Genomic DNA, 16904 nt, shown 5'->3' with positions numbered 1-16904 from the left:
GAAGCCGACAATGCGTGATAAAATTAAACTAGTTTCTTCAGCAGGTACAGGTTTCTTCTACACTACTGATAAAAACAAGCGTAACATGCCTGGCAAAATGGAGATCAAAAAGTATGATCCCGTTGTGCGTAAGCACGTTATGTTTAAAGAGGCCAAAATCAAGTAATTAGCTTGCTTTTGTCTCCACGAAAACCCAGCCTTTGCTGGGTTTTTTGCTTTTGGAACTGTGAAAACTTCTAGTCATTCTCCCTACAGATCGCGGCGGGCATAACAGGATCCCGCTGACTCAATATACTAATCTATGCTGTACCTATTTCAGATCTAACTCCGAAGTCTGTGCGATCCTAGGTTTTAACAAGCTGAAACTACATAAAATAAAGCCCCAACAACGCTAAGCGTTAAGGAGAACATCTCTCATAAACCGAAAACATTGAATTAGCTTATAAGAGAATGAGGTATTACTATAATGTGCTACAGACAGCCTACCAGTTGACGGGAATAACGCGTGGCAAGAATTTCTCAGCGAGCAATGAACAACGTGGTTATCATTGCAATGCTTATTATGATTGCATTGTTTAATTTAGACAGTTTGCTACCGAAGAAAAATACAATACAGACGCGCAGCCTGTTACCTGAAGAGGCTTACGTGCTGAAGATAGAGCATGATAACAATAGCTTAGAGCGTATTGGTCAACAGTGGCGTCAGAAAGGTCCTTATACAGGTTTAACAGTTACACCAGATGAACAGTTTTCTCATTGGCAACGGGCCATGTTGTATCCGGCAGCGGAAGTACCTGAGTCGGTCATGAATACCCAACCTTATATTGTTGTAGTTTGGCTTGCGGGCAAGAATAACGGCAACGTTTATGCTATTTATCCCAATACATCACCCGTAGTGATCAAATTTGAAAATAACTGGTACACGTTAACTAATACCGATCTAGATAAATTATTACCTTGGACATTGTAAATGCCTGAATTACCAGAAGTTGAAGTAAGCCGGCTAGGCATATCACCGCATTTAATCGGCAATACCATTACTAATGTAGTGGTACGGGAACGAAGAATGCGCTGGCCCATACCTGAGGAGGTCTCAAGTGTTGAGGGTCAGAAGGTAATTGCGGTAAAACGCCGAGCGAAATATCTGCTGATTGAAACAGCAACAGGCACGCTGATTTTACACTTAGGTATGTCAGGCAAGCTGCGTGTCATCGAAGCAACTATACCCGTTGTGAAACACGACCACGTGGACATTGTTTTAAATACCGGTAAGTGTTTGCGCTTAAACGACCCTAGACGCTTTGGTGCAGTGTTATTCCAAGCGCCCAATACGCAACAGGCAATGTTCGACAACTTGGGCCCAGAGCCACTTACAGACGACTTTGACGATAAGCGCTTGTTCAGTTTATCGCGTAATCGCAAAGGGCCGGTGAAAAACTTCATCATGGATAACGCAATTGTGGTTGGCGTAGGCAACATCTATGCGAACGAAGCCTTGTTTCTTGCCGGTATCGATCCGCGAAGAGCGGCAGGGAAAATCAGTGCAGATCGCTATAAGTCACTTACTGCAACAATAAAGCAAGTGCTCGCTAAAGCCATTGAGCAGGGCGGTACAACGCTTAAAGACTTTGCACAAACCGATGGTAAGCCCGGTTATTTTGCGCAGCATTTAAACGTGTACGGAAGAAAAGGTGAGCCTTGTGAAGTGTGCGGTAAGGCCATTGAAAGCAAGGTGATAGGGCAGCGCAATACGTTTTTTTGTACTCGCTGCCAACGCTAGTAGCTAAAAAAGAGTCATAGCGAAAAAAGAGACATAGCTAGCAAGGTATACAGTTAGAAAGATAGCTTAAAGCAACATAACACTGTAAACCGGCTTTACTGGACAACGCCGGTTTACTTAGCTCTTTTTACCTAGCCTGTCTCTTAACGCTTGCTCTACCACGGGGTGGCAAAAACCACCAACGGCCCCGCGATGCAAGGCTACTTCTTTCACTAGAGTAGAAGAAATAAACGAGTTTTCTTCTGCTGGAGTTAGAAATACACTTTCAAGCTTTGGGTTAAGGCGTCGATTCATATTGGCCAGCTGGAATTCGTATTCGAAATCAGATACAGCACGCAAGCCACGGATCAAAATAGTCGCGTTTTGTTCATCCGCAAAGTCCGCTAGTAAACCAGTAAATCCTACTACTTCAACATTAGGCAGATCGGCAGTAACTTTCTTTATCATTTCTACCCGTTCCTCTAATGTAAAGAGCGGCTTTTTACTTGGGTTAGAAGCGATAGCCACAATAACATGAGAGAAAAGCTGAGATGCGCGTTCAATAAGGTCTGCATGACCGTTCGTAATTGGGTCGAAAGTACCTGGATAGAGTGCTCTAGTATGCATAAAATTGAATCTTATCGTTGTAAAGGGTTTATAGTTCTATGGGGCTACTGTACCACATTAATTTGCGATGCTAAGTGATGTAACCAATGCGTTTATTAAGCACAGTCCTAGCGCTTCACCAATTCGTTATAGCCATTTAGGCATGCGGTCCAATCGTCTTCTTTCCAGTGAAATATTGGGTTCTTGGCTTGCTCTTTATGCAAAGAGCGCAACAGGCGATCAAGATTACCCTGCTTCCAGCTATCGCCCTGACGTTTTGAACAGCGATCAAAATCAATAAGCCAAATCTGTTTATCGCTATCTATCATGATATTGCGAATATTAGCGTCGTGATGATAAACCTGACAATTGTGCATACGCGCTAGCGCTCTTCCCACTTCATGCCATTCCCTTTGTGATAATGGCTGCTGGCACAAAACATGATGAAGGTCGCGGCTGTTAGGGATGCTAAGTGTAATCAGATCACCGCGGTAGATTAAGCCTCTGCGATGAATACGAGCTGCAACAGGTACTGGCACCAGAAGGCCTTCACCTCGCATGTATTCCAGCAAACTAAATTCTTCGAAAGGTCTAGAGCGCTCTACGCCATTGAAAAAGTACTGGTCGCTCAGTATTTTCCCCACCAACCCGCCACGCTTGAAGTGACGTAAAACCCAGTGTTGACCTTCATGCTCTATAAAGATGGTTGTGCCGCGTCCTTTAGCTTGGCCAGTTATTTTGTTTTGTAGTTGCCAAAACTCAGGGCTGAACATTTCAGTGTTGGGCTGACTGACCAAGGTATTGTCGAAAATAAAGTGGTGCCCCGCACCTATGTCTCGTCGCATTGTCGCCATGTTGCCCACAACTTATGGTAAATTTCACATTCTAATGATTTATTTTGGTTTTTCAGCAACGAGAGAGCTTCTGTGGCAAAAAAGATTTGTTTAATGCGCTTATCAGCTATTGGAGACGTGTGTCATGCCGTCGCTATGGTTACCCGAATTCAATCGCAGTGGCGCGATGCTGAAATTACGTGGGTAATAGGGAAAGTTGAGTATCAGCTGGTGAAGCTAATGCCAAATGTACGCTTCATTATTTTCGATAAATCAAAAGGGAAAGCTGCCGTTGAATCCTTGAAAGCAGAAGTCGCAGGTGAAACTTTTGATGCTCTATTGATGATGCAGGTGGCGTTACGGGCTAATTTAGCTTCACGAGTGATTAAAGCCAAACAGCGCATAGGCTTTGACTGGTCACGCAGTAAAGAGTTGCATTGGCTATTTGCTAATAAGCGCGTGGCTGCCACAAAACACGCCCACGTACTTAAAGGTTTCATGGATTTTGCCGACGCATTGGGCGTACCAGAGACTAAGCCAGTATCGTGGAATATTCCCGTTGCGCCCGAAGATGCGCAGTGGGGAGAAGAACAAGCAAAAGCATTGGGAAAATATGTGGTTATTTCACCTGCAGCAAGTAAAGCTGAAAGGAATTGGTTGCCACAGCGATACGCGAGTATTGCTGACTATATCCAAGAGGCCGGTGTCGCCGTGATACTATGTGGAGGTCCAGGAGATTTAGACCGCAAAACCGCTGATGCAATTAAAGCGAGCGTAAAACAACCGCTTCAAGATTTTACTGGGCAAACAACATTGCATCAGCTGCTCATGTTGCTAAAGCATGCCCATTTAGTTATTGCACCAGATACCGGGCCTGCCCACATGGCAACCACCGTGGGCACACCAGTTGTTGGGCTATACGCACATTCTAATCCACGCAGAACCGGGCCTTATAACGACCTTGATAGGGTAGTCTCTGTGTATGATGAATGTGTAGAGAAGCAAAAGGGGAAACCTTGGGACGCGTTGCCATGGGGTGCGCGAGCAAAAGGAAGCCAATTAATGGAAAAAATTACCGTAGACATGGTAAAGCAAAAAGTTGCGCCGTTTCTTGCTTAATTTTTTTATCGTAAGGTAAAACAACCAACTATTATCTACACTTAGTGTTGTGAAGTGTACTTCTGTGAAACAGGGAGTCGTTACTTAATGAAAAAGCCCGCTTTGCGATGGCTGTCCGACATTTACGCTTTTACCACATCGAAAATAGTGCTGCTAGCGTTAGCAGTGCTGGTGATGTGCGTGTCTAAAGTAAATGCGTCGGAACTTAACGTCATGGTGAATGAAAGCGTAATGGTTGCTGAGCTTAATCGCTCTGAGCTTCGTCAAATCTTTACAGGACAGCGTCAGTACTGGGACAACGGCACTAAAATAACGGTTTTTGTACTGCAAGACACCGACGAATTACATCGTCAGTTTTGTCGCGATATTCTTCAAATGTTTCCCTATCAGTTATCTCGGCTTTGGGATCAAATTACCTATTCCGGCCAAGGTATTACACCTATCAGAGTGACCTCTTATCAAGCCTTAGTAGATGCACTGGAAAATACAGAAGGTGCTATTGGTTACGTTGAGCGAACTGATATCGTTAAGCTAAGACGCGTTGAGGTAGAACTAAAATGAAAAATCACATTGCTTTTGCGCTCGCTATAGTTAGTTCATTTGCTGTTGATGCGCAAACAGACTTCACATGGCATGGCTATGTCTCACAAGGCATTACCCAGTCGAAAGACAGTAGTTTTATCACCGACGACAATAACGTCACCGGTGAACTCACCGAGATTGGCTTAAATGGTTATTATCAACTTTCAGAAAACATTTCTATCGCTGGGCAAATTAACTACCTAGACGGTGGTAACCGTTTCGAGCAGGGTGCTCGACTCGATTATTTATTTGTTGATTGGAAACTGCCCAACTTACCTGGCGGGTGGCGTGGAAAAATTCACGCGGGGCGTTTTAAAAATACCCATTGGCTATATTCCTCTACCAGAGACGTCCCTCAAACGCGATATACCTCAGTGTTGCCTCAATCGGTCTATTTTGACGGCTTTCGAGATGTTGCACTGGGCAGTAACGGCATTTTGACCAGCTTTTCTCACTACGGTAAAGAATATACGTGGGAGCTGAACTGGAGTTACGGACGCTCAAATATCAATGACTCTCAGCGCGACTTTCTTTTAGGCAATGAAGCTAAAGGGAAAATAAAACAAGACTTTGTGCACCAAGCAAGCGTGTTTTTACAGCCCTCATCCATGACGTGGAAAATAGGAGCGAGTTGGCTTAATTCTGATTTCAGATATATGCCATCGCAAGATGATAATCGATTGTCAGGCCGGGCTAATGTAGAACGATTTATGCTTTCAGCGCAGTATTTTTCTGAGAATTGGGAAGTATCTGCTGAACTGCTTCGTGAAAAGCAAGATAGCCAAGGACTGTTTGCGCCAGATTTCGCTGAGAAGCGCACTGGAGAAGGCGGCTTTGTTCAATTTAGGTACCTTTTTAACAACCACGTTAGCGGCCTGTTGGGCTACGATACGTACATTAATGATACCTCCGACAGTGATGGCAAGGACCTAGAGGCAAGGACAGGAGGCCTTATCCCAGCTTATTTTGGGTATCAAGATACGTACACGTTGGGTTTACGTTGGGACATTGCACCAAAATGGAGAATCCAGGGAGAGTATCACTGGGTTGAGGGGGCGACTCGCGTGGTGAGTTTATTGAACCGTGATGTGGCATCTCACGCTGATAAACATTGGAAAATGTGGTCAATACAGTTCATGTATTGGTTTTAAGGGTAATAAATGAAGGTTCAGGTATCTTTTACCACTAAAACCATCGCTATATTACTGGCAATGGTTTTAACCGTGACCATTGTAATCTCTACCGTGCTAATTCAAGAGTCTGAGGCGCAGGTTGTGCTGCAGCAGCGTGAAAGCCAAATCAGCAATCAACATCGCGTGCAGTTGTTTGAAGATATTCTCCATAGCCGCATGATCACCCTTATTGATATCATAAGCCGAAGGAATGGCGCGTACTCGAACAACCTCGAAGAACTCCACAGCACTTTAGATGAGCTAAGTGAGTATCTAACGCTAAATTTTCAAGTGGAAACACTCTATTTATTCGATCATAAAGGCGTTGTTGGGCAGCCAACGTATCCTGTTAACAGCACTATTGATCGGCTTGTAGATACTACCCGTGCAACATTTGAAAGTCGCTCATTACTGGTGTGCGAAAGTGTATGCACTCACTATATCTCAATACCCATAATGGCCCCGAGTGATAAAGTGCCGGTTATTATTGTCTCTACTTCTATGCGGGAGCTATTGTACTTGTTCAGTCGGGCAACCGATATGCATAAGGTGGCGATTGTTCGGTTGGTTGAGTCTTCAGCAGGTAAGTTTACATTAAAGGTGGCGAGCCAAGTAACCGCAGCCAATCGCCAGTACTTAAATTCACTTATTGATGCCTTGCCGGCTAACTGGCGCGTTGATGACTTGGTTATTAAAGGAGTGAATGTAAGGTTAGACAGCCAACAGCTTTTAGTAAGTCTACTGCCTTTTGATCATGCTGCTGGCGACCATCCCTATTTGCTCATAGTGCAGGACGTGTCGGCTATGATGCGACAAAACGAGCAATACCGATACGTTGTTATCTCCAGCGCCATAGGTTTGTTTTTGCTTTTCTCAGCGCTACTTTATCTTTTCTTAAATCAATACCGCACAAGGCTTTTAGACATAAGCGAGCGCCTGCCTATGCTGGCGGAGCATAAGTTCAGTGAGTTTTATACCGTTGCGGCCAAGCGCCGAAAACTGCCTGTGTTTAAGCTAACTGACGAACTGGATGTGGTTGAGGAAGCGGCGAACGATTTAGCGCGCCAGCTAGAAAGCTTTGATGGTCAAATGGCAATCAATACCGCTAAGCTTGAAAAAATGGCAATGTTCGACGTGCTCACTGGACTCCCTAATCGCAATATGCTGACGTTTCAAATAGAGAAACAATTGGCCAATTCTCTGCGAGACGAAAGACTGGTTGCCCTGATGTTCATGGACTTAGATGACTTTAAGAAGGTTAACGATAGTCATGGTCACGACGTGGGCGACAAGCTCCTCAAAGCCGCAGCGATGCGAATTTCAAAACCTATTCGGGAATCTGATATTGCGTCTCGTTTTGGTGGCGATGAATTTGTTGTTTTGCTGTCTAACATAGAAAGCAAAAAGCATGTTGATACTGTTGCGCAAAAAATTATAGGCGAATTCCAAGAGCCTATCATTGTTGATGGCGTTACCTTTTATGTCTCAATCAGTATTGGTATTGCCATAACCAATCATTCTCGTGCCACGCCGGTGGAACTGTTACGTCACGCCGATATTGCAATGTACGAAGCTAAGGCAAAGAAAGGCGCTGCGTTCAGGGTGTATGATGCCACCATGAACCTCAAGGTAATGCAAAAGGTTGAGTTAGAATCTGAAGCTCGTGAAGCCCTTAGAGGTAACCAGTTCAGCCTCGCCTTGCAACCGCAAATTGACATGCACAGCGGCAAGCTTATGGGCTTTGAAGCACTATTGCGCTGGTATCACCCTAAAAAAGGGCATATTTCACCAGGTGATTTTATTCCACTGCTTGAAAATACGTCGTTTATGCTCGAGCTAGATTACTGGGTTATCACGCGCTCCACCCATTTGGTACGTGAGCTTAAAAATAGTGGCTATCCAGATATTAAAGTGGCAATTAACTTATCGGCGGGACAGTTCCTCGACCCCAGCTTACCTGAGTTTTTACAACACCAAATCATCAAAAATGATATTGCGCCTGACCAAGTTTGCCTAGAGCTAACGGAAACCGTTTTGGTCTCAGACATCAAACGGGCAACGGAAATAATGCAAACCATACGTGATATGGGTTGTATGTTAGCCATTGATGACTTTGGAACCGGCTATTCATCATTGAGCTATTTAAAATCTTTGCCAGCCGATTACATAAAGGTCGATCGTTCTTTTGTTGCCAATATTGCCAGCAGCGCAGACGACAGAAATATTGTGCATTCCACCATATCTATGGTGCGTAATATGGGTATGCAGGTGGTAGCTGAAGGCATTGAAACCAATGAGCAGTATGAATTGCTTTGTCATTTCGACTGCCATCAGGGCCAGGGCTATCTTATTAGCCGACCTATACCTGAGGTAAACCTCTGGGACACATTAAGAGACAAAGTTGAAAACGGCTTCTGGAAAGACTTTGCGTAGCGCATAAAGATATTGCGCGTCATTTGGAAGGTTTTTCCAGTGAGTGTGTTGAATAATTTACAAACTTAGTCGACAAACCCATTAAATACAGCGCAAGGGTGTGTACCCTTTCACGCGCTTTCATTACACTAGCGGTTTTTATACACCTACACTCGGAGAATGGCATGTCTGCGGCATTTATTTCTCATTTGCAATCGCAAATTGAAGCCACAAAAGAAGATGGTTTGTACAAAAAAGAGCGTGTTATCACGTCGCAACAACAAGCAGATATTGGTGTTGCTGGTGGTGAGCATGTCATAAACTTTTGTGCCAACAACTACCTTGGTCTTGCAAACAACGAAAGCTTAATTGAAGCAGCGAAAGAAGGCTTGGACAGTCATGGTTTTGGTGTAGCATCTGTGCGATTCATTTGCGGTACACAAGACATTCACAAGCAGCTAGAAGCTTCTATCAGCGACTTCTTAGGTACAGAAGATACCATTCTTTATCCGTCTTGCTTCGACGCTAATGGCGGTTTATTTGAAACGCTGCTCGGACCAGAAGATGCCATTATCTCTGACGCGCTAAACCACGCCAGTATCATTGACGGCGTTCGCCTTTGTAAAGCTAAGCGCTATCGTTACGCCAATAACGACATGGCCGCGCTAGAAGAGCAGCTAAAGCAAGCCGATGCCGACGGTGCGCGCTTTAAAATTATCGCTACTGACGGTGTATTCTCAATGGACGGTGTCATTGCCGACCTCGCCTCAATATGTGACCTTGCCGACCAATACGATGCCATGGTTATGGTTGACGACTGCCATGCAACAGGCTTCTTGGGTGAAAACGGTAAAGGCAGCCACGAATACTGTGGTGTGATGGGCCGTGTCGATATTATCACTGGCACCCTAGGGAAAGCCCTTGGCGGCGCCTCAGGCGGCTACACATCGGGCAAAAAAGAGGTTGTAGAATGGCTACGTCAGCGCTCACGACCTTACTTATTCTCTAACTCTGTTGCGCCAACTATTGTTTCAGCGTCACTTAAAGTGTTTGAAATGATGAAAGAAGGCGATGAGTTACGCGCTAACTTGTGGCGAAATGCCAATCACTTCCGCAAGCGCATGGAAGACGCTGGCTTTACCCTTGCCGGAAAAGATCACGCTATTATCCCTGTAATGCTTGGCGATGCCCGCCTAGCCAGCGAAATGGCCGACAAGCTGCTAGAAAAAGGCATATATGTTATCGGCTTCTCTTACCCTGTAGTACCAAAAGGGCAAGCCCGAATTCGTACGCAAATGTCGGCAGGTCATAGCCTTGAACACGTTGATAAAGCCATCGATGCTTTCATTGAAGTGGGCCGTGAAATGGGAGTGATCTCATGAAGTCGCTTGTAAAAGCAAAAGCGGAAAAAGGTATTTGGCTTCAAGACACGCCAAAGCCTGAAGTAGGGCATAACGACCTACTGATTAAAATTCGCAAAACCGCTATTTGCGGTACAGACATGCACATATACAACTGGGACGAGTGGTCGCAAAACACGATCCCAGTGCCTATGGTAGTCGGTCACGAATACGTGGGCGAAGTAGTGGGTATGGGCCAAGAAGTGAAAGGCTTCAACGTTGGCGATCGCGTATCTGGAGAAGGCCACATTACCTGTGGTCACTGCCGTAACTGTCGTGCTGGGCGTGTTCATTTATGCCGTAACACAGAGGGTGTGGGCGTAAACCGTCCTGGTGCTTTCGCAGAGTATTTGGTAATTCCCGCATTCAACGCATTTAAAATTCCGGACAATATCAGCGACGACCTCGCGTCTATCTTCGACCCGTTTGGTAATGCCGTTCACACAGCGCTAAGTTTTGACCTAGTCGGTGAAGATGTGCTTATTACAGGTGCTGGACCTATCGGGATTATGGCTGCAGCAGTTGCTAAGCACGTAGGTGCGCGACATGTTGTTGTTACCGACATCAACCCCTATCGTCTTGAACTGGCTAAAAAAATGGGTGCTACCCGCGCTGTTGACGTAAGCAAAGAAGATTTGAAAGATGTCATGAACGAGTTAGGTATGACAGAGGGCTTCGATGTGGGCCTTGAAATGTCTGGTGTGCCCGTAGCCTTTAGGGACATGCTGAACAAAATGAATCACGGCGGCAAAATTGCCATGCTGGGTATTCCTCCGCAAGACGTGGCTATCGACTGGAACCAGGTTATCTTCAAGGGTTTGGTGATAAAAGGTATCTATGGGCGAGAAATGTTCGAGACCTGGTACAAAATGGCAAGCTTACTACAAAGCGGCCTTGACCTTTCACCTATCATCACCCATACCTTTTCCGTTGATGACTTTCAGAAAGGGTTTGATACCATGGGGTCAGGACATTCAGGTAAAGTTATTTTGGATTGGCAGTAATGACAACATTCTCACACATTAGCGTAAACGACGTGGCTAACTTTGAAGGCAACGTCACCATTGTGGATATTCGCGATCCTCAATCGTTTGCTAATGGCCATATGCCCAATGCGGCACCGCTAAACAACGACAACTTTGGTACGTTTATTGACCAAACACCCAAAGATATCCCAGTGGTTGTGGTGTGTTATCACGGCGTGAGCAGCCAGCAGGCTGCCCAAGTGATTGCTCAGCAAGGCTTTGAAACCGTTTATAGTATGGACGGGGGCTTTGAAGCGTGGCGACAGGCGAACCCGGTAGTAACCGAATAGCGATTTAACAAAGGTGCACAATGTGCACCTTTGTTTTATGTTTTGCAGGCTCTTAACTAATTCAGTATAAAGAGTGAATATAACGCGCTACGGTATCATGCCCTTGTACGCGTATCATGCATTCACACTCTACTGCTTTCGGGGTAATAACTAGCTTATGGGTCATCCTTTAATTGCGTTTAACCAGCAAAGTCCAGCGCACCTTCTCGCCAACTATTTAACCAGTCAGGATATCAACGCTAAGGTCGTACAGCACGACAAAGAATTCGTGGTTGTACTGGATAACAGTGAGCATATCGATCGCGCAAAGGTTATCGCAGAAGATTTTTTAGCAAATCCAACAAACCCTAAATATCAGCAAGCGGCTTGGGAGAGTGGTAAAAACGTACAGCTGGCCCCATCAGGCAATGGCTTTTCGCCAAGTAAAATAATGTCCGATGCCGTTAAAGCGCCGTTTACCTCTGTGGTGTTTATGCTGTGCGTGGCGGTGTACCTATTATCTTTATTTGGGTTATTTGCCCCCATAGCACAGCACTTACTTATGCAGCCGTTTTCTGTTTTGTTACAAAATCACGAGTGGTGGCGGCTACTTGGCCCTGCGTTTATTCATTTTTCAGTACTTCACATCGTATTTAACTTACTCTGGTGGGCCATGTTGGGAGCCAAGATTGAGCGTACGTTGGGCATAAGCATGCTGCTGATTGTTTTTGTCATATCAGCTACGGTTTCAAATGCTGCACAAGCGCTATTTAGCGACCCAGTACAAGGTAATTTACTCTTGTTTGGCGGTCTATCTGGTGTGGTGTATGCCGTGATGGGCTTTGTTTGGTGGCTTGGCTGGCTGCGGCCAAGCTGGGGCTTATCGCTGCCAAACTCTATCGTTGGCTTCATGCTGGTATGGCTTGTACTTGGCTATGCCGACATTCTGTGGGTGAGTATGGCAAATGCAGCGCATACGGCCGGCCTTATCTCTGGCTGCCTACTCGCTGCCACGCTAAGCTTAGGTTCTGGTAAGCGTTAGCAATTAATAAGTGCAGGGCTTTGATTGCAAAGGTGCTAAAGCGTTCATGAATTAAAGCGTATAAATATGGGGCTGCAAGCTGCCCTAACCTAGAGAATTGGCGTATTACACGCTAAGACGTAAATGGTAAAACTGCTATAGAAACAAAAAGCGAGCTGATTAAAAGCTCGCTTGTTCATTGGCCTGGGCAGCGTTTTTTCTGCTTAAGCGCCCTGATATAAGTACTTAGTAAAGATAACGTTCTTAATCACTTCACCACCGGTTTCTTGCTGCATGTGCTCTTGAAGCGCTTTTAAAATAGCGCGACGAATATCTTCACGGCCGGTGAGCGACTTTACTTTCTCTGCAGGCTGCTGCCCGAAAATTTCAATGGCGGTAGAGCGTAGCAGCGGCATATGGTGCTCTGCAATTTCCAGCTGGTTCACATCGTGAATCATTAATTCAAGCGATACACGAACATAACCCAGCTTCTGTGCGCTATCGCTAATATAGTTGGTAACAATCTCTGGCTCTAGGCCCAAATAAGCGTAGTTGGCTTTATCTTGTGCCAATGCTGAGCTGCAACCAAAAACAAACAAACTAACCGCAAATACACGTAAAACTAGTGACTTAAACATAGTGAAGCCTGAAACACCAAAGTAATAAATTCACTTGGTAGTGTAGCAAATCTCTGATCAAACACACTACTGCAAAAGTTTAACCAAGTGAAAATATTCTTACATGACGTGTTATCATACTAACAGATTCATTATTCGGGCTTTTCGTGTGAGTTTTAATGCCACTTTTCCAGTGGGTTTGGCGGTTGACTGGCAAGCACCTTCTGGCATCACAATTCCTAATGCGCAGCTAAAAAACTGGCTGTTAGACACAGGGTCATTAACCGAGCGGGTGCAATCCTTAAGTAACCATTTTTCGCTTGAGCTTATTGGGCAGCGCACGCAAATACCTCACGACAATGAGTTATCGCTATTACACAATAACGGCAACACTAGCTATCAAGCTCGTGAAATTCTATTATGTGGCGACCACCAACCTTGGGTGTTTGCACGCTCTATTATTCCCCAAGCATTTGTAGACAGTGAACTTTCTGACTTAGGTCGTGAGCCACTTGGAAAGCGCTTATTTAACGACACGCGGTTCATCCGTTCAGAATTCCAATTGTGCACTGCCGCGGCTTCCCATTTTGGTATTAACAGTAACCAAGTCTTGTGGGGAAGACGTTCGTTGTTTACGTTAGACAATTACAGCATGATAGTGGCAGAAGTTTTTCTTCCTCATTCTCCGGCTTACGGTCAGTCAGCGACAAGCGAAAAGGAAAGCGAACAGCAATTATGAAACACAATTGGAATGCATACGCGCGACTTATGCGCCTAGATAAACCTGTCGGTATTTATTTACTGCTATGGCCTACATTGTGGGCCCTGCTAATGGCGGCTAAAGGTTTACCGCCTTTAGGTATTACACTTATCTTTGTGGCTGGCGTAGTCGTAATGCGTTCCGCGGGCTGCGTTATCAACGACTATGCTGACAGAAAAGTGGACGGACGCGTAAAGCGCACAACACAGCGTCCGCTTGCAACGGGCGAAGTGAAACCTAAACAAGCGCTGCAGCTATTTGGTGCACTTATCGCCATTGCGTTTATATTAGTGCTGTTTCTTAACTGGCAAACTGTCGCATTATCTGTTGTGGCGCTTTTGCTTGCTGCAAGTTACCCCTTCATGAAGCGTTATACCCACTTGCCGCAGGTGGTATTAGGTGCTGCGTTTGGGTGGGCCATTCCCATGGCTTTTATGGCCGTACTAGAAACTGTACCAACGTACGCTTGGTGGTTATTTATTGCTAACTTACTATGGACAGTAGCGTACGACACCATGTACGCCATGGTAGACCGCGACGACGATTTGCAAATAGGCGTTAAGTCTACTGCTATATTGTTCGGTAAAAACGACGTATTAATTGTGATGTTGTTGCAGGCCTTGGCGCTAACCATTTTGTGGTGCATAGGCTTAACAATCAACGCGACGTGGCCTTACTACATAGCCGTGCTTTTTTCTGCTTTGCTATGCGTGCGCCAATATCAGATTATTAAACGCCGCCAGCGTGAAGGCTGCTTCACCGCGTTTATTGAAAACCATTACATTGGTTTAGCCATTACGCTTGGTACGGCACTGCAATTTTGTTTGGAGTAACAGTAAAAGTAACTAGCCCAATACAAACCATTGTGAATGGTATTCGGCCACAAAAAAAGCGCCATGAAGGCGCCTTTAAGTTTTCTACAAGCTGTTAATAATTACTTTTCTGCTAGTTTCGCTTCTAGCTCGGCAATGCGACTTTCCATAGCGTCTAGCTTTTCGCGAGTGCGAATAAGCACCTGGCTTTGAATATCGAACTCTTCGCGAGTCACTAAGTCAAGTTTCGACAGCTGCGACTGCAATACTGTTTTCACTCGGCCTTCTGCTTCTTCAGCCATATTTTTAACGCCTGGTGGTACGGCATCAGCAATTTGTTTCGCTAAATCTTCGAGTTTCTTCGGATCCAACATGGAATTCCCTTATAATGCGCAGCTCAAAATATGAAAGCTATTCTATCGGTATCGTCGCGACATGCAATGAAAACCGTGTTACGCCCAAATGTACGTTGTTTTAGGAATTAAATGAAACTAAATGAAGCTCAAGAATCTGCAGTAACCTATGTGTCTGGCCCATGTTTGGTGCTGGCGGGGGCGGGTAGTGGTAAAACGCGCGTAATTACCAACAAAATTGCTCATTTAGTTAGAAACTGCGATATGCCAGCACGCTATATTGCAGCGGTAACCTTTACCAACAAAGCAGCACGTGAAATGAAAGAGCGTGTAGCACAAACCTTGGGTAAACCAGAAGCGCGTGGGCTAAAAGTATCGACCTTCCACACCATGGGTTTAACCATTATCAAAGCCCATGTGAAAGATCTTGGTTTAAAGCCGGGCTTCTCGTTATTCGACGATAAAGACTCGTTTGCCCTGCTAAACGACCTAACATCCGACACTCTCGATGGAGATAAAGACCAGCTTCAGCTTTTACAAAGCTGCATATCGAATTGGAAAAACGACCTGATCTTGCCTGATGCTTTATTAAAATCAGCTACCAGCACGGGCGAGCGAGAGTTTGCAGAAGCCTACAAGCGCTATCAAGACAACCTAAAAGCCTATAACGCACTAGATTTTGACGACCTTATTCTGCTGCCTACACTGCTTTTAAAAAGTAGCGAAACAATAAGAGCCAAATGGCAGAGCAAAATTCGCTACCTGTTGGTGGATGAATACCAAGATACCAATACCAGCCAGTACGAGTTGGTAAAGCTATTGGTTGGCGAGCGCGCACGTTTTACTGTAGTTGGCGACGACGACCAGTCTATCTACTCATGGCGTGGTGCAAAGCCGCAAAATCTACATTTGCTACAAGAAGATTTCCCGCGACTGAACGTGATTAAGCTGCAGCAGAACTACCGCTCGTCAGGGCGTATTCTGCATTGCGCGAATATTCTAATTCAGAACAACCCTCACTTGTTCGATAAAACCCTGTTCTCTGAACTGCAGTACGGCGAGCCGCTTAAAGTGATAGAGGCAAAGAACGAAGAACATGAAGGTGAGCGAGTGGTGGCAGAGCTGCTGGCGCACAAGTTTATGAACCGCACTCAGTTTAAAGACTACGCCATTTTGTATCGCGGAAATCACCAAAGCCGTATCTTTGAAAAGCTGTTAATGAGTAACCGCATTCCTTACAAAATAAGCGGTGGCATGTCGTTTTTTGGTCGTGCCGAAGTGAAAGACATCATGGCCTATTTACGGCTATTGGTGAATCAGGACGACGATAACGCTTTGCTTCGCATCATTAACACGCCAGGGCGCGGTATAGGCCGCGCTACGCTAGAAAAGTTGGGTAACTTTGCCAATAGTTTAGGCGTGTCTATGTTCGAAGCGGCGACCCACCCAAATTTAAATAGTGTGCTGCCCGACAAAGCCTTTCATTCGGTATCGACTTTTGCCCGCTGGGTAGTGGAGTTATCGGACAATGCCGAGCGTGGCAACACCGCTGATGCAGTACGCACCATGATCCGCACCATGGGTTATGAAGAATGGCTATATGAAACCAGCGCTAGCCCCAAAGCCGCTGAAATGGCTATGGCCAACGTAAGTACCTTATTTGGCTGGGTTAACGATATGCTGGAAGGCAACGACCTAGACCAACCCATGACCTTAACTGAAGTGGTGAATCGCTTGATATTGCGCGACATGATGGAGCGCGGCGAGGATGATGGGGAAGGGGACCAGGTCCAGCTAATGACTCTGCATGCTTCAAAAGGTTTGGAGTTTCCCATTGTGTTCTTAGTGGGCATGGAAGAGGGTTTACTACCCCACCAAAGCAGCATTGATGAAGACAACGTAGAAGAAGAGCGCCGACTAGCCTATGTAGGTATTACCCGAGCTCAACGTGAGTTAGTATTTAGTCTTGCCAAGGAGCGCCGTCAGTTTGGTGAAATAATTAATCCAGAGCCCAGCCGCTTTTTATTTGAACTGCCACCCGATGACGTACAGTGGGAAAACCAAAAGCCAAAAGTTACCAAAGAAGAGCGCCAGCAAAAAGCACAGGTAGGCATTGCTAATTTAAGAGGCATCTTAGGGAAGAAGTAGTAATGTTGAAAGTGCA

The 16904-nt window shown here is 45.4% G+C and carries 18 protein-coding genes; 14 read left to right on the top strand and 4 right to left on the bottom strand.

Translation table 11 applies throughout. The features are described 5' to 3' along the window. Nucleotides 1-10: 10 nt before the first annotated feature. From rpmG to mutM, 3 genes are all read left to right on the top strand, one after another. Entirely contained in the window at nt 11-166 is a 156-nt protein-coding gene (gene rpmG, locus RJ41_RS14945; protein ID WP_012516577.1) for a 50S ribosomal protein L33, read from the top strand. 339 nt (nt 167-505) lie between these two features. Then, nucleotides 506-970, top strand: a complete 465-nt coding sequence (locus tag RJ41_RS14940; protein ID WP_039222503.1) for a hypothetical protein — start codon at nt 506-508, stop codon at nt 968-970. Next, the gene (gene mutM / locus RJ41_RS14935; protein ID WP_039222502.1) at nt 971-1780 is read left to right on the top strand and encodes a bifunctional DNA-formamidopyrimidine glycosylase/DNA-(apurinic or apyrimidinic site) lyase; all 810 of its coding nucleotides are present in this window, start codon (nt 971-973) and stop codon (nt 1778-1780) included. A gap of 117 nt (nt 1781-1897) precedes the next feature. On the opposite strand, the gene coaD is transcribed toward mutM, so the two are convergent. Continuing rightward, a complete protein-coding gene (gene coaD, locus RJ41_RS14930) occupies nt 1898-2386 on the bottom strand; it encodes a pantetheine-phosphate adenylyltransferase (protein ID WP_039222500.1) in 489 nt (162 codons plus the stop codon). A gap of 107 nt (nt 2387-2493) precedes the next feature. Continuing rightward, entirely contained in the window at nt 2494-3219 is a 726-nt protein-coding gene (locus RJ41_RS14925) for a 3-deoxy-D-manno-octulosonic acid kinase (protein ID WP_039222497.1), read from the bottom strand. Nucleotides 3220-3291: 72 nt separating this feature from the next. Here RJ41_RS14925 and RJ41_RS14920 point away from each other — a divergent pair, with 72 nt between their 5' ends. The 8 genes from RJ41_RS14920 to glpG all read left to right on the top strand — a co-directional run bounded on the left by RJ41_RS14920 (nt 3292) and on the right by glpG (nt 12219). Beyond that, nucleotides 3292-4317: a glycosyltransferase family 9 protein gene (locus RJ41_RS14920; protein ID WP_338024999.1), complete on the top strand. Its 1026-nt coding sequence runs from the start codon at nt 3292-3294 to the stop codon at nt 4315-4317. 87 nt (nt 4318-4404) lie between these two features. After that, entirely contained in the window at nt 4405-4878 is a 474-nt protein-coding gene (locus RJ41_RS14915) for a hypothetical protein (RefSeq protein WP_039222493.1), read from the top strand. Beyond that, nucleotides 4875-6050: a hypothetical protein gene (locus RJ41_RS14910; protein ID WP_039222490.1), complete on the top strand. Its 1176-nt coding sequence runs from the start codon at nt 4875-4877 to the stop codon at nt 6048-6050. The genes RJ41_RS14915 and RJ41_RS14910 overlap by 4 nt, the downstream gene beginning before the upstream one ends. A 9-nt stretch (nt 6051-6059) precedes the next feature. Further along, nucleotides 6060-8504 carry a putative bifunctional diguanylate cyclase/phosphodiesterase gene (locus tag RJ41_RS14905; RefSeq protein WP_039222488.1) on the top strand — a complete coding sequence of 815 codons (2445 nt, stop codon included), beginning with the start codon at nt 6060-6062 and terminating at the stop codon, nt 8502-8504. A 164-nt stretch (nt 8505-8668) separates the two neighbouring features. After that, nucleotides 8669-9865 (top strand): glycine C-acetyltransferase, encoded by a 1197-nt coding sequence (locus tag RJ41_RS14900; RefSeq protein WP_039222486.1) that lies wholly within the window; start codon nt 8669-8671, stop codon nt 9863-9865. Next, nucleotides 9862-10887 (top strand): L-threonine 3-dehydrogenase, encoded by a 1026-nt coding sequence (tdh, locus tag RJ41_RS14895; RefSeq protein WP_039222484.1) that lies wholly within the window; start codon nt 9862-9864, stop codon nt 10885-10887. The genes RJ41_RS14900 and tdh overlap by 4 nt, the downstream gene beginning before the upstream one ends. Continuing rightward, a complete protein-coding gene (gene glpE / locus RJ41_RS14890; protein WP_039222481.1) occupies nt 10887-11198 on the top strand; it encodes a thiosulfate sulfurtransferase GlpE in 312 nt (103 codons plus the stop codon). The genes tdh and glpE overlap by 1 nt, the downstream gene beginning before the upstream one ends. A 157-nt stretch (nt 11199-11355) precedes the next feature. Then, on the top strand, nt 11356-12219 hold the full coding sequence (gene glpG, locus RJ41_RS14885) for a rhomboid family intramembrane serine protease GlpG (protein WP_039222478.1): 864 nt from the start codon (nt 11356-11358) through the stop codon (nt 12217-12219). Between the two features lie 203 nt (nt 12220-12422). On the opposite strand, the gene RJ41_RS14880 is transcribed toward glpG, so the two are convergent. Continuing rightward, nucleotides 12423-12836 carry a flagellar basal body-associated protein FliL gene (locus RJ41_RS14880; RefSeq protein ID WP_039222476.1) on the bottom strand — a complete coding sequence of 138 codons (414 nt, stop codon included), beginning with the start codon at nt 12834-12836 and terminating at the stop codon, nt 12423-12425. A gap of 148 nt (nt 12837-12984) precedes the next feature. Between RJ41_RS14880 and RJ41_RS14875 the strand changes: the two genes are divergently transcribed. Together RJ41_RS14875 and ubiA are read left to right on the top strand one after the other, a co-directional pair. After that, nucleotides 12985-13554: a chorismate--pyruvate lyase family protein gene (locus RJ41_RS14875; protein WP_039222473.1), complete on the top strand. Its 570-nt coding sequence runs from the start codon at nt 12985-12987 to the stop codon at nt 13552-13554. Beyond that, nucleotides 13551-14408, top strand: coding sequence for a 4-hydroxybenzoate octaprenyltransferase (gene ubiA / locus RJ41_RS14870; RefSeq protein ID WP_039222470.1), 858 nt, complete (start codon nt 13551-13553; stop codon nt 14406-14408). The genes RJ41_RS14875 and ubiA overlap by 4 nt, the downstream gene beginning before the upstream one ends. Before the next feature lie 101 nt (nt 14409-14509). On the opposite strand, the gene ubiK is transcribed toward ubiA, so the two are convergent. After that, complete coding sequence (ubiK, locus tag RJ41_RS14865) at nt 14510-14761, bottom strand: ubiquinone biosynthesis accessory factor UbiK (protein WP_012516595.1); 252 nt, start codon at nt 14759-14761, stop codon at nt 14510-14512. A 111-nt stretch (nt 14762-14872) separates the two neighbouring features. Between ubiK and rep the strand changes: the two genes are divergently transcribed. Beyond that, nucleotides 14873-16888, top strand: coding sequence for a DNA helicase Rep (gene rep / locus RJ41_RS14860; RefSeq protein WP_039222465.1), 2016 nt, complete (start codon nt 14873-14875; stop codon nt 16886-16888). The last annotated feature ends 16 nt before the right edge of the window (nt 16889-16904 follow it).

This window comes from Alteromonas marina, from assembly GCF_000808575.1.
GTDB lineage: Bacteria > Pseudomonadota > Gammaproteobacteria > Enterobacterales > Alteromonadaceae > Alteromonas > Alteromonas marina_A.
Note: the sequence above shows the minus strand (reverse complement) of the source record. Positions and strands in the feature narration are given on the sequence as shown.

Excerpts from the sequence above, each read along its gene's own strand:
- rpmG (WP_012516577.1), top strand. The coding sequence starts at position 11 with ATGCGTGATAAAATTAAACTAGTTTCTTCAGCAGGTACAGGTTTCTTC.
- mutM (WP_039222502.1), top strand. The coding sequence starts at position 971 with ATGCCTGAATTACCAGAAGTTGAAGTAAGCCGGCTAGGCATATCACCG.
- coaD (WP_039222500.1), bottom strand. The coding sequence starts at position 2,386 with ATGCATACTAGAGCACTCTATCCAGGTACTTTCGACCCAATTACGAAC.
- RJ41_RS14925 (WP_039222497.1), bottom strand. The coding sequence starts at position 3,219 with ATGGCGACAATGCGACGAGACATAGGTGCGGGGCACCACTTTATTTTC.
- RJ41_RS14915 (WP_039222493.1), top strand. The coding sequence starts at position 4,405 with ATGAAAAAGCCCGCTTTGCGATGGCTGTCCGACATTTACGCTTTTACC.
- RJ41_RS14910 (WP_039222490.1), top strand. The coding sequence starts at position 4,875 with ATGAAAAATCACATTGCTTTTGCGCTCGCTATAGTTAGTTCATTTGCT.
- RJ41_RS14905 (WP_039222488.1), top strand. The coding sequence starts at position 6,060 with ATGAAGGTTCAGGTATCTTTTACCACTAAAACCATCGCTATATTACTG.
- RJ41_RS14900 (WP_039222486.1), top strand. The coding sequence starts at position 8,669 with ATGTCTGCGGCATTTATTTCTCATTTGCAATCGCAAATTGAAGCCACA.
- tdh (WP_039222484.1), top strand. The coding sequence starts at position 9,862 with ATGAAGTCGCTTGTAAAAGCAAAAGCGGAAAAAGGTATTTGGCTTCAA.
- glpE (WP_039222481.1), top strand. The coding sequence starts at position 10,887 with ATGACAACATTCTCACACATTAGCGTAAACGACGTGGCTAACTTTGAA.
- glpG (WP_039222478.1), top strand. The coding sequence starts at position 11,356 with ATGGGTCATCCTTTAATTGCGTTTAACCAGCAAAGTCCAGCGCACCTT.
- RJ41_RS14880 (WP_039222476.1), bottom strand. The coding sequence starts at position 12,836 with ATGTTTAAGTCACTAGTTTTACGTGTATTTGCGGTTAGTTTGTTTGTT.
- ubiA (WP_039222470.1), top strand. The coding sequence starts at position 13,551 with ATGAAACACAATTGGAATGCATACGCGCGACTTATGCGCCTAGATAAA.
- ubiK (WP_012516595.1), bottom strand. The coding sequence starts at position 14,761 with ATGTTGGATCCGAAGAAACTCGAAGATTTAGCGAAACAAATTGCTGAT.
- rep (WP_039222465.1), top strand. The coding sequence starts at position 14,873 with ATGAAACTAAATGAAGCTCAAGAATCTGCAGTAACCTATGTGTCTGGC.